The 13043-nt window shown below is 34.5% G+C and carries 13 protein-coding genes and 1 tRNA gene; 6 read left to right on the forward strand and 8 right to left on the reverse strand.

Translation table 11 applies throughout. The features are described from left to right. Positions 1-3 precede the first annotated feature (3 nt). From ybeY to KF896_11550, 3 genes are all read left to right on the forward strand, one after another. Entirely contained in the window at positions 4-426 is a 423-nt protein-coding gene (gene ybeY / locus KF896_11540) for an rRNA maturation RNase YbeY (GenBank protein MBX3044342.1), read from the forward strand. After that, positions 426-884, forward strand: a complete 459-nt coding sequence (locus KF896_11545; protein MBX3044343.1) for a DUF494 family protein — start codon at positions 426-428, stop codon at positions 882-884. The genes ybeY and KF896_11545 overlap by 1 nt, the downstream gene beginning before the upstream one ends. A 12-nt stretch (positions 885-896) precedes the next feature. Next, positions 897-973, forward strand: a tRNA-Arg gene (locus tag KF896_11550). 9 nt (positions 974-982) lie between these two features. Here KF896_11550 and KF896_11555 read toward each other — a convergent pair. The 7 genes from KF896_11555 to KF896_11585 are packed head-to-tail and all read right to left on the reverse strand — an operon-like array spanning position 983 to position 7521. After that, complete coding sequence (locus KF896_11555) at positions 983-1966, reverse strand: chorismate synthase (protein ID MBX3044344.1); 984 nt, start codon at positions 1964-1966, stop codon at positions 983-985. Further along, the gene (locus KF896_11560; GenBank protein MBX3044345.1) at positions 1950-3161 is read right to left on the reverse strand and encodes a hypothetical protein; all 1212 of its coding nucleotides are present in this window, start codon (positions 3159-3161) and stop codon (positions 1950-1952) included. Before KF896_11560 ends, KF896_11555 begins: the two co-directional genes overlap by 17 nt. Beyond that, the gene (locus KF896_11565; protein MBX3044346.1) at positions 3139-4383 is read right to left on the reverse strand and encodes a hypothetical protein; all 1245 of its coding nucleotides are present in this window, start codon (positions 4381-4383) and stop codon (positions 3139-3141) included. The genes KF896_11560 and KF896_11565 overlap by 23 nt, the downstream gene beginning before the upstream one ends. Continuing rightward, positions 4380-5024 (reverse strand): type I 3-dehydroquinate dehydratase, encoded by a 645-nt coding sequence (locus KF896_11570; protein MBX3044347.1) that lies wholly within the window; start codon positions 5022-5024, stop codon positions 4380-4382. Before KF896_11570 ends, KF896_11565 begins: the two co-directional genes overlap by 4 nt. Next, on the reverse strand, positions 5011-6030 hold the full coding sequence (locus tag KF896_11575) for a 3-dehydroquinate synthase (GenBank protein MBX3044348.1): 1020 nt from the start codon (positions 6028-6030) through the stop codon (positions 5011-5013). The genes KF896_11570 and KF896_11575 overlap by 14 nt, the downstream gene beginning before the upstream one ends. Positions 6031-6038: 8 nt before the next feature. Further along, positions 6039-7076: a bifunctional 3-deoxy-7-phosphoheptulonate synthase/chorismate mutase gene (locus tag KF896_11580; protein ID MBX3044349.1), complete on the reverse strand. Its 1038-nt coding sequence runs from the start codon at positions 7074-7076 to the stop codon at positions 6039-6041. A 16-nt stretch (positions 7077-7092) separates the two neighbouring features. Beyond that, on the reverse strand, positions 7093-7521 hold the full coding sequence (locus KF896_11585; GenBank protein ID MBX3044350.1) for an FKBP-type peptidyl-prolyl cis-trans isomerase: 429 nt from the start codon (positions 7519-7521) through the stop codon (positions 7093-7095). 97 nt (positions 7522-7618) lie between these two features. Here KF896_11585 and KF896_11590 point away from each other — a divergent pair, with 97 nt between their 5' ends. Then, complete coding sequence (locus KF896_11590) at positions 7619-7900, forward strand: polyhydroxyalkanoic acid system family protein (protein MBX3044351.1); 282 nt, start codon at positions 7619-7621, stop codon at positions 7898-7900. A gap of 13 nt (positions 7901-7913) precedes the next feature. Here the strand turns inward: KF896_11590 and KF896_11595 are convergent, their stop codons facing one another. Next, the gene (locus KF896_11595) at positions 7914-9155 is read right to left on the reverse strand and encodes a metallophosphoesterase (GenBank protein ID MBX3044352.1); all 1242 of its coding nucleotides are present in this window, start codon (positions 9153-9155) and stop codon (positions 7914-7916) included. Between the two features lie 87 nt (positions 9156-9242). Here KF896_11595 and KF896_11600 point away from each other — a divergent pair, with 87 nt between their 5' ends. Further along, positions 9243-9797 carry a thioredoxin family protein gene (locus KF896_11600; GenBank protein ID MBX3044353.1) on the forward strand — a complete coding sequence of 185 codons (555 nt, stop codon included), beginning with the start codon at positions 9243-9245 and terminating at the stop codon, positions 9795-9797. A gap of 189 nt (positions 9798-9986) precedes the next feature. Further along, the gene (locus KF896_11605) at positions 9987-12995 is read left to right on the forward strand and encodes a T9SS type A sorting domain-containing protein (GenBank protein ID MBX3044354.1); all 3009 of its coding nucleotides are present in this window, start codon (positions 9987-9989) and stop codon (positions 12993-12995) included. The last annotated feature ends 48 nt before the right edge of the window (positions 12996-13043 follow it).

Consider the following 13043-nt stretch of genomic DNA (forward strand, 5'->3'; position numbering starts at 1 on the left):
TTTGTGATAGAAGTAAATATATATAACGAAAGTACGCATAAGTACCTGCCAAGTAAATTGATGACTCAGGCAGTACTTAAAGTTGCGGAAAGAGAAATAAAAAAAACCGGCGAAATCAGCATTATAATATGTTCTGATAGTTTTATTCATGAATTAAATATAAATTTTCTTAATCATGATTATGCTACAGATGTCATAACTTTTGAAATTGAATCAAATCCACTTGTTGGCGAAATCTACATCAGTGCCGATACTGCAAAACTGCAGGCATTGGACTATGGTGTTCCCTTCAGAGATGAGCTCTTACGATTATCAATTCACGGAACTTTGCATTTAGCCGGTTATAAAGATGATTCTGAGGAAGAAAAAAGAAAGATGACGATAAAAGAAGATTTTTACCTACAAATGCTTAAAGAAGGTAATTAATGGCTGAAAGAATAATGGAAATCATAATTTATGTTATGAGCTCGATAAGAGACCAAAAGCGTTTTTCGGATTCCAATATCAAGGAACTCGAAAAGTTGGGTTATACTACAAGCGAAATTTCCACTGCTTTTAGCTGGATTGCCGAAAAGACCGATTCAGTCAAAATTCCTGATGCAGGTCCGTATTTAGTCGAGACCAAAGGATTCAGAGTATTGCTTGACCATGAAACAGATATTTTTACAAAAGAAGCTTTAGCCGATTTAGTGCAATATCAAACGTTAGGTCTTATGAATAACGAACAGCTTGAAATGCTGATTGACAGAGTACTTCTTACAGGACTTCCGGTAATTGACAGGTATCTTCTACGTTCGTTTATTGCTGCATTAAATTTTGATAATTCACCTTCAAGTAACTATCCCGGAAGAATTATGCTCGAAGGCAATGATACAATAAATTGATTTAAAAACAATGGTCCCGTAGCTCAGTTGGATAGAGCACAAGTTTCCTAAACTTGGGGCCACTGGTTCGAATCCAGTCGGGATCACCAAGAACAAATCTAATTTTTATACATTTTATTTATTAGTTTCAAATCTGCAAGTGCTATTGCCGCTGCTGCCTCTATTATCACAGGTGCTCTCAATGCAATGCAAGCATCATGCCGCCCTTTAACTTCAATAGTTTGAATTTCACTTGTCTTAAGATTAACTGTTTTTTGTTTAATTGCTATTGATGATGTTGGCTTTACAGCAACCCTGAAAATCAAATCATTTCCGTTTGTGATACCGCCATTGATGCCACCTGAATTATTACTTTTTGTAGCTCCGCTTATATCAATTATTTCATCATTATTTTCTGAACCTCTCATTTCAGCTGATTTAAACCCGGCTCCAAATTCTATTCCCTTAATTGCAGGTATTGAGAAAATGATATGAGATATTACTGACTCCACAGAATCGAAATAAGGCTCACCTAATGAGTCAGGCATCTGCGTAGCTCTGCATTCAATCAAACCACCAACAGAATCGCCTCTGTCCATTGCATTTTGAATTGCCGTCTCTATATCTTTGGAGCCACCGGCTTCAATCAAACGTGCTTCTATTTTTGCCGGACTTATTATCTTCCTGGCAATAACTCCGGCAGCCACAATCCCTGCTGTAAGTCTTCCCGAAAAATGCCCGCCACCTCTGAAATCATTATATCCATCGAATTTGGTATATGCTGTAAAGTCTGAATGTCCGGGTCTTGGCGAAAATCTGTTTTTGAAGTAATCTTCTGATTTAATATCCATATTTGGAAACTCAATCAATATCGGAGCTCCTGTTGTTGTGCCATTGTATAATCCGGATTTTATTATCGGATGGTCTGATTCCATCCGTTTTGTGGTGCCGAAACTTCCGGATTTTCTTCTTATCAAATCAGGGATGAAATCATCTTCACCTAAAGATAAACCCGGAGGACAACCGTCAATAAGTATACCTACACCAAATCCATGGCTTTCACCAAAGATTTGCACTGAAAATATTCTACCAAACCTGTTCATAAATTTTCGCTCCTAATTCTGTTAAATCTCTCCAAAAATTTGGATATGATTTTGATACACACTGATGATTTTCGATTGACAATTTACCTACTCCTGACAATGTGGAAACAGCCAGTGACATTGCTATTCTGTGGTCATTATGTGTGTTAATGATATTACCCGAAAATTTCCCGGGATGAACTATCAAAGTATTATCAGTATGCTCAATTTTGATGCCGCATTTTTTGTACTCGCTTATTAGTGCTTCTATACGGTTGCTTTCTTTGTATTTCAGCCTGCTAATACCTTTTAAAATACAAATATCATCTGAATTTATTGTAAGAGGTATAATTGCAGGTACCAAATCAGGGCAATCCGAAAAGTCATAGCTGAATGATTTTATTTTTGAATTTTTAACTATGATTTTGTCATCAATTGAGGTATATTTAATATCTGCTAAATCAAAAATATTAAGAATGGCTCGGTCAGGTTGAGAGCTTGCCAAGTTCAATCCTGAAACTTGTAATTCAATTTCAGAAGCGAAAGCAGCAGCTGATAATATAAATGTGGCACTGCTCCAGTCTTTTTCCACATAGTTTTCCACATATTTATACTTTTGTTTACCTGGAATGTGGAAAACTTTATAATTATCGTGGAAAACTTTTACTGAATATTTTCCAATTATACCAATTGTCAAATCAATGTAATTTTTGCTTTCTAAATTATTTACATAAATAATTGAATCACTTTCAAGAAGAGGAAGAGACATAATCAAACCGCTTAAAATCTGACTTGTAACAGAGCCGTCTAATTCGAATCTGCCGGCTTTAAGTTTTCCGGTTACTGAAAGTAATTTGTTTTGATTATCAAAATCCAGAATTTGTGATTTTAGTCCGGTCTGTCCGAAAAGATTTATATCAAATCTTTCTTTCATACGATTTGAAATCAGGAAGCTCGATTTGTCGTAACAGAGAGATGCCAGTACAGGTATTACACGCAGGCAGAAACCGGAATCTCCGAGTAAAATTTCCGAGTATGTTTCCTCTAATTTTTTTAACGAATTATATGCTACAGCAATATCATCAGCTGAATCAGAACTTAAAGACGAGTTATCATAACCACTAAGATAGTTGCATATAATCTGTCTTTGAGCATAACTTTTTGATATTGGTGGTTCGTAGCTCCCGGATATTTTAGATGATTCTACGAATTTCATTGCTTAATGTATTTAATGTTTCAGAAAAATGGCGGTTATAAATCACTAAATCAGAAGCATTGAAATATTCGTCCTGCCTTTGGTCATATAATTTTTTTAAATTCTCCGAATTAGAAAGCGGTCTATCTGAATTCAAATCTTCTAAAATTCTATTCTTCAAAGTTTCAAAATCATTATATAAGTAAACAACAAAATAATTTTGCTTTAAATGAGTTTTGATTTCAGCGCAATTGAGGGCACCTCCACCCAAAGCAATTATCGAATTATTCTCAGGTTTCAGGTTAAGTATCATATTCTTTTCCAGTTCACGGAAATGATTTTCACCATGATCGTAAAAAATATCAGCGATACTCTTACCTTCACTTTTTTCAATAAGTTTGTCTGTATCAATGAAATTCATTTTTAATTTTCTGGCTAAATCCTGACCAATGCTTGACTTTCCTGCTGCCATAAAACCAATTAAAACTATTGATTTTTTGGGTTTGGCATCTTGAAGTAATGATAGCACTGTTTCAAAATTGACCGTAGTCTTATAAAGAAGCTCAATAAATGGTATTGCCTGATAAGCAAGCCATTCTAACCCTGAAATATATTTGCATTCGGCAGCTTTGAGATATGGTTTATGGTAAATTGCATCTATAATGGTTAGTTCAGGATTATCAATCATCGGGGCGGTGATATACTCATTTTCGGGTAAAGTGTTTATAAGTATATCAAAATTTTTAAAAGTCTTAATCCTGTTTAATTCAATAATTCGAATATAATCCGAGCTATTTAAAAAATTTCGTTTAGCAACCGTAATATTATCAAATTTCATGGACTTCAGCTTCTTGTATGCTGTATAGGCGGCGGCACCGCTGCCAAGAATTAATACTTTACTGCTATTTCTGATATTATTATTTTTGATAATTTCGGAGACAGCATAGGAGTCCGTATTATATGCTCTCCATTCATTTTTATAATATAAAAAATTTGCCAGCTTAAGTTTTTGAGCATTCTGATGCTGGTTTTCACTGACTTTATAAGCAAGACTTTTGTAGGGTGAGGTAATATTAAATGCCGTTATATTCAGTTTTTTAACAAGGTCAATAATGTCATAAAATGAGCTGCCGCACAATCTTGTGTAATGTGAATCAATATTATTTGATTGATTTATATGATTAAATATCACAGGACTAAGACTATGAGCAATGGGAGTTCCAACTACAGCCAACTTATTCATAAATTCAAAATCCTAATAAGTTCTTCCATTTCAGTATGTATAAGTTGTGAGTTTTCAGTTTTGGAATTTTCGTCTAATGCGGCATAAACAAATGTCGCTCCCATTTGCAATGCCAGTAACCTTGTAAGAGAAGCATCCTGTCCAAGATTAAATGCAATTATTTTCTTTGATTTATGATTATTGTAGATTCTGAATGTCCTTATAATATCTCCTGTTGAATTCATCTTAAAACACAATTTGAAAATATCAGCCGATTTAGCCTGCATCATAGATATAATATCTTCTATGTGCTCATCATTTGGTGTTTTGTCAAAATCATGATATGAAAGTATCAGATTTGTATATTTTTTATTTGTTATTTTGATAATTTCACTGAATTGACCAATTTCATTAATATCAATATCAATATATCTTACTCTATTTTCAACAGCTTTTACCATGGCAGATATAAGATGTTCAATGTTATCTTTACCGTTTAATCTTGCTGTAATTATTAGTTTTTCCGCAAATAATAAATATTTTTCGAATAAGCGTAAATTTTCAGCATTGAATAAATCAAGCCTTATTTCAATCAAATCAAAATTGTCAACTAATTTTTCAAATTCATCCAGCTCAATATTGCCAATGCTAACGCAAATCATTTAGTAAGTCTCCGTACTCTTCAAAAGACAAATTCATAAACTTAAACTTTCCAATTGACTCTAAAAAGATTTCACGAATCTTGCCGGAGTAAATTTTTTTATCATTATTCAAATCATTTAAAACAGTTTTTGTATCAAAATCAAAATCAGTCACAAAGCCATAATTTTGTAGAATCTTAGAAATTCTTTCAAAATTATAACCACTTAAAATTTTCAATTCTCTCGAAAAAGCAGCAGCTGCATAAATGCCATAAGCAACAGCTTGTCCATGACTTATTTCATTTCTAAGCTCTAATGCATGTGCAATTGTATGTCCGAAATTTAGAATATGTCTGATGCCATTGTCATATAAATCCTGACTTACTATTTCAATTTTCGTATCAACAGCCAGTTCGATAATTGATTTAAGGTTCGGTTGTTTTTTAAAATCTGTAATATTGAGTACTGATAACTCTGATAAAATTTCAAACAGTATAGCATTTGCTACAAGAGAAATTTTTATTAGTTCTGCAATTCCATTCCGGACTTCTTTGTCGGGTAAATTATCCAGAAAATCAATGGAAATCAAAATATAATCAGGAATTTTAAAGCACCCGATTGAATTTTTTATTTCATTATGATTAATTCCGTTCTTGCCACCAATTGCAGCATCAACCATAGCCAGAAGTGAAGTTGGAACTAAAATAAGGTTTGTACCCCTTTTGTAAATAGAAGCTATAAATCCAGCAATATCACATACAATTCCACCACCAATTCCGACTATTGTAACACTTCTTTCTATTTCTCTAACAATCAACTCAGATAATAAAAGGGCAATTTGATCTAAATTTTTGTTTTTCTCTATACTTTCTATAACAAATTGATTATTAATTTTCAAATCACTAAAGAATAATTCAACAACATTACTATCAATTATACAAAAATAATCAGGGTTATTGAAAAATTTGAGGACAGATTCAATATCGCAAAAACTATAAACATGATTTGTAGATTTTATTTCAGACATTTCCAAAATCAGTAGTTGATATTAATATAATTGATAAGCCTTTCGAGTTCACGAGGTTCGATAGACTGTTTGCCGTCAGTAATAGCATCATGCGGAGCATTGTGAGTTTCAACTATCAAGCCGTCTGCTCCGAGTTTTAAAGCAGCTTCAGCAGTCGGTACTACGAACTTCGCATCTCCGCATGCATGAGATGGGTCGAAAACGATTTTCAAGTCAGTATGCTCACGAAGCTCAAGAATACTTGCCAAATCAGGTGTGTTGCGCATCATAGAATCAATTTGCTCGAATGTGCGAATTCCCCTAAGACAAAGTATAACATTCGGGTTGCCTGCATTTATTATATATTCAGCAGAAAGTAGAAATTCATTGATAGTTGAGTTAAAGCTGCGTTTCAGTAAGACCGGTTTACGGTCCAAAGCTGTTTTCTTTCCGATTTGTTTCAGAAAACCGTAGGAAAACATATTGCGGCTACCGATCTGAATAATATCGGCAAATTCATAAAGCTCTTCTAACTGCCTTGAATCAGTAAATTCTGTAACAACAAACATATTATACATTTCAGCAATACTTTTCATCATTTTCAAGCCCTCATCCTCAAGTCCTTGAAATGAATAAGGTGAAGTCCTGGGCTTGAAAGCACCGCCTCTGAGAAGGCGAATACCATTTTGATTAAGATGTCCGGCTATATCTCTTAGCTGCGTTTCAGACTCAATAGTACAAGGACCGGCGATGAGGAAAGGCATTTTTTCGAGTACTGAATCCAAATCGCCTGTAATAATACTATCAAGTTTGTAAAAGTCAGATTTTGAATAAAATAATATTTCTCTTAATACTTTCTCAATCAAATGTGGGTTAATCTCACCCTCAAACTGATTCTTCAGCGAAGTAATTATTTCAAGTTCTCTTGTTTTATCATAAACAGATAAACATTGCTTTTTTTTTATACTAATAATGGCATCAGAAATAGTCTTCCGCTTGATAAGTAAGCGGATGATTTCTTTATCAATGTCATTGACATCAAGTCTGAGATTATTTATCTCAACCATATCAGAATTTGAAATATTAATCAATGCTTAAAAGTTCTATTTCAAAAGTCAAATCTTCTCCTGCAAGCTCATGATTTGCATCAATTATAAGCTCTTCTTCAGTTACTTCCACAATATTGGCATAGAGTGAATTGCCGTCTTTGAGGGGCATTTCAAGCATATCACCAACTTGTAAATCTCCATCGGTCTGAACTTCATCCTTTGCAATATTGAATATAAGGTCTTCGCTATGAGGACCATAAGCTTCCTCTACGGGAATATTGATAATCTTTTTTTCACCGGCTGACATGCCGATTATCCCATCTTCAAAACCGGGAATTACTTCACCTTCACCGATTGTGAATGTAAATGGTTCTTTCTCGTCAGTTGAATCGAAAATTGATCCATCAGATAATTTCCCAACATAAGTAACTGATACATTACTTCCAATCTGAGCTGTTGTCATAGTTAAATCCTTATTTAAAATACAATTTTTAAAATTTATCAACTTCTATACTGAAAAATAAGTAATTATTTAGTTTTAAAAAAATATTGGTGAAAATATGTCAGTAATTAACAAAAAATTTCAAACAAAAGCAAGTTCTTCTGAAATGCGTCATTTCATAGATACTAAAGTTTTAGTAAATCCTGCACTAAAACCAATGGTAGATTCAGCTGCCTGGAACGGCAATACTCTGTTTCTTTCGTCAAAACTTGGCAAAGGAACAATCCACCTTGAAGATAATTTAGTCGAAGTAAATATTGAGTTAAATTTCTTTGGTAGTATGGCAAAAAATACAATTGAAGCAACTCTTGACAAAGAATTCAAACAGCTTAATCCCTGATTATAAGTATATTTCAACTATTTGATACTAAATTTAAGGGTTTTTTAAGTGTGAATAATGTTATTTCCGGATTTACGCCTAAACGAATTGGAGGTCCAGACACACCTATTCCACGATTAACATATAAATATTGATTCCCTTGACTGTAAAGCCCCATAAAATGCTTATATACAGCTTTTACAGGCGATAAATCAAAACCCAGGAATTCAAATGCAACCTGACCGCCGTGAGTGTGTCCCGATAAAGTCAAATCAGTAAAACGTTTTCCCAGAACATGGCTTTCCCATGTTTTGGGATCGTGACTCATCAATATACTCACATTCTTTGGATTAATACCTTCGTATGCTTTATCAAAATCACCGAAAGTCTGACGTGAGCCGATATTATCAACTCCTATCAGATTCAACTCGCTGCCTTTGATTTTGAGAGTCCTGTTTTCATTAATCAGTAATTTTACCCCTGTGTTGTTTATTCGCTTTAGTAATTTTTGGTGGTCTTCATTGGACATATAATGGTCGTGATTGCCAAGACAAGCATAAACTCCGTGATAAGATTTCAAGCTCCTTAAAAATTTATCGCCGAAATCCAATTCCTCATATCTGAAATTGACAAAATCCCCGGTGATTAAAATTAAATCAGGTGAAAGTGAATTAACGATTTTTCCGATTTTCTCTAAAATATTGCCTTTCATATATTTTCCGAAATGCAAGTCAGAAAGCTGTACTATTTTAATTCCGTCCAAATTTAGCGGCAAATTTGGCAAATAAATCGTTTCTCTAAATAATTTCAAATCATAAACTGTATGAGCAAGCCCCTTCACTGCGAGTGCAAATGGTACCCCTGCAAAACTCCAAGCCAGATTTCCAATAAATTTCCTTCGTGCATAGACTGAAGGTTTTATTTCAGGAATATTCTGTTCCGCTGATTTTGGTTTGAATAATTTTGTCGAAAATCGAATTAATTCAATAACAATCAGTACCGGCACAATAACTAACTTCGGAAGATACCAGAAACTTGTCAATAAATTCAACCAGTTAATATATTCCGGACCCGGAAAAACCATGAAATTGTAATAGTTTGAAAAAACAAAAATTAATAGCATAATTATCGAAATCCAAAAAGGTATCCGATACCAATTTTTGTTATAATTTTTTGATTTGCAGTATTTTTTCCAGCGAGAAATCACAAAATAATCCAATGCAGTAAGGATCAAAAGTAAAATGCCGGAGAAAATAATCATTCTGGTATAATTCATTAAATTCTCATTATTATGAATTAATATTGACGAAATTAGATGCTAATTCGTTTTACTACAAACATATTAATAATTTTAGGAAATATAATGGCAGCTACACCTTCAAATATGTTAGCATTGGGAACTACCGCTCCCGATTTTGAGCTTTTTAATCCTGTTGTTAATAAAAATCAATCATTAAATGAGTTGAAATCCGGTATCGCAACAGTAATTATGTTTATTTGCAATCATTGTCCATATGTAATTCATATTAATTCAACACTTGTTGAATTATCAAATGAATACATAAAAAAAGGCATCTCATTCATTGGAATTAATTCAAATGATGTAGTCAATTATCCTCAGGATTCACCCGAAAAAATGAAATTATTCGCTTTGAAAGAGGGTTATAATTTTCCCTACCTTTTTGATGAAACTCAGGATATAGCAAAAGCCTATCATGCAGCATGCACTCCTGATATTTACGTATTCGACAAGGATTTGAAATTGGTTTACCGCGGACAGTTTGATAACTCCAGACCCAATAACGGATTGCCCGTAACAGGAAGCGACCTCGCATCTGCACTTGATGCATTAATTAGAGGTGAGAAGGTTAACAATGAACAGACTCCAAGCATAGGTTGCAACATCAAGTGGAAATAATTAATAATTAGTGAATTGTATAAAAATAAATCAAATATATAACCGTAAAGTGTTTAACAGAATATATTATGCAATAAAAAATTAAAGTTGAAATTGTAACTTATTTGATTATTTTTGCTCTATATATAAAGTTGACAACTGAAATAAATGAGAATATTTTGTAGATTTATAATTTTAGGTTTTTCTGTGATGAAAAAATACACATTTTATATTTTATTGGTAACCATATTATTTGGTGCAGAAGCTCAATCTCAATGGAGACCTTATGGGGTTCCTGAGTATATCAAGGCAGAATACTTTGAGAATTTCCCCAATTTTTATCAATATCCTATCAATGGTAGATTACGCCATTTTCCTACTCCTCCGGAAGATTTGAAATATGTTCCTGAACAAACTCGTTTCTTATCTTCAGACGGTATTGAGATAGTTAATGCATCGAGTTCATTTCCTGATGCAAAAACAGAAACCTGGATGGCTATTAATCCATTGGATCCAAATAATTTAATTGCAACAAGTAATGATAACCGCTTCCTCGGAGGATTTCAAGGTTTCAGAATGAGTGCATTCGTCACAAAAGATGGAGGTCGTAACTGGGTTCACAGTCCAACTCCAGCAAATAGCGGACATTGGATTACACCACAGGGTTCGAGAGCTACGATTTTTGACCCGGGAATTACCTACGACCACGAAGGCAATGTGTATTATATTTACGGATTCTCTGAAACTACATGGGGAAGTGATGACAAAGATACTGAAAAAAATGGTGTATTCGTAGTCAAATCTACAGACGGAGGCTCAAGCTGGAATGCTCTTGAGGAGTATGGAATTAACGGTATTGTTGCTATCACTAATGACGCATTCCAATCAAGCGATAACCCATTTCATGACAGATACAGCGTGGGTGCGGACTGGTCTGAAACATCACCGCATCAGGGTAATATTTATGTTACATGGAGAGTTTTCCGCGGAATGAATGGTGTAGTATTCAGCCGTTCAACCAATGGCGGTAATACATGGTCTTCTTATCGCAGACTTGCTTTGGGCGGTCAGGCTCCTCAGCCTGTTACCGGACCCGATGGTGATGTTTATGTGACCTGGATAGATGTTGATATGAATGGAAATTCACGAGCTATGTTTATTCGTTCTACTGATGCCGGCAATAGCTTTGGCAATCCTATTGAAGCACAACGTATAGCCAGTATCGGCAATCGCCACCCTTCAAGCGGAAGATTTGTCCTGACAGATAAGCAAGACATTAGAGTTTCATCAGTACCTCAAATGGCTGTAGATATTTCTCAATCACCAAATCGTGGTACAATTTATATTGTTCAGGCTGGACGTGAAACCTCAAATGGTCCTTATGGAGTCTATCTTGCAAAGTCAACTAACAATGGACTTTCCTGGGAAAAGAATATTAGAATAGATAATTCAATTAACAGACGAGATATGTTTTTCCCATCAATATCTTGTGACCCTAAAACAGGAATGGTGGCTGTACTTTATTATTCCTCACAGAATGATGACGATAATGTCGGCGTTGATGCTTATGTAGCAATCTCACAAGACGGTGGCAATACATGGCGTCATTTGAGAGTTACACCTTCAACATTTTACCTGAACCAGCGCAGTACTGTTTTCCCTCAAGGTGGAGAAGGCAATATCTACTGGGGAGATTATACACACATAGTTGCTTTCGACAATAAAGTTTATCCATTATTCTGGATGCCTACAAGGGCTGATTATGCTTATCAGACAAATGCCTTATTTACGGCATTTATTTCACCGGCTCCACAACCTCCAATTGATGTAGCTTTCGAAACACAACTTTCACCAACAAGATTAAGACTTAACTGGATTCATCCGACTAAGACTCTGTTAGGTGATGACCTGACTGAATTTAAGATTAACATTTACAAAGGCGAAACAAACATAGGTGAAGTTCAGCATAATCAAACAGCTGAATTCATTGACAGCGATGTTGTTTACGGTTCAAGCTACACCTACTTCCTTGAAACTGAAATGCCTAACGGACTAAAAAGTGCAAAAGTTGAAATCAATGCTATAGCAGGTGGCAATCCTAAGCCGAAACCACCAACAGAACTTGCTTGGAGACCACATCCTAACGGAGTAACATTCACATGGAGAAACCCAAGGCAAACTGTTGCAGACGAACCTTTGCTTGATAATCTGAAAATTGCATTTTATAATGCTGCAACAAATCAGTTAATTGAATCTGTTGGTTCTTCTGAATTCACTGCCGGTTCTGTTAATTCACATACTGTTGTCATGGATACTGAAAAATTCTACAAGATTAGAATTAAAGCCGTTACTGTCAGAGGTAATGTTGAAACTGAAAGCGATTTTTCTGCAGATGAAATTATAGCATATTCCGGAGCACCAAAATCTGACATTGATGAAAATTTTGATAATACTGAATCCATAATTCCTCATTATATTTCAGACAAATGGGGGCTTACTACTGAAAAAGCAAAATCAGAACCAAACAGTCTTACAGATTCACCAGGAAGTAACTATGCAGCTAATCAGTATGAGTATGTTATATTAGCACCGGTTGTCTTATCTGCGGACAAATCAACTCTCAGTTTTGACCATATAGCGCTAATTGATACTACTGTGAGATTTGATGTAAACAATAATCCAACTTATGATTTTGGTGATATATCTTACTCACGTGATTTCGGAAAAACCTGGAATATGCTCAAATGGGTAAATTCAGCAACTTCTGAAGAATTTTTCACAGGTAATCTTGCAGGCAGTCAGTGGCAATCACTTGCATTCAATTTGTCGCAATATACCGGCGATACTGTTCTGTTCAGATTTGCACTTGGTTCAAATGATTTCAGACAAGCTGAAGGCTGGTTCATTGATAATATCAAAATGGACAACAGACCATCATCTGTTAATTATGACCTGCTTGAAATGACAAGATTATTTGTCAGCCCAAATCCTGCTAATAATTTTGCAAGAGTTTCTCTTACAACTGTTACAAATGCGGATTTGCGCATTGAGCTCTATGATTTGTTAGGTAGTAAAATTGATATTCGCAATGTTGGTATGATTAATCAGGGCGAATATTCATTCGATTTCAAATTAAGTCAGCTAGCTGATGGCGTTTATTACTTTCGTATATCACTTGACAATTATACAAAAACTATTCCTGTAAGTGTTGTAAGATAAAATGAATGTAATTTTTCGTTAATTTACAAAAAAAAGCGATAAAATAAT

It is taken from the genome of Ignavibacteriota bacterium (assembly GCA_019637995.1).
Taxonomy (GTDB): Bacteria; Bacteroidota; Ignavibacteria; order Kapaibacteriales; family UBA2268; genus JANJTB01.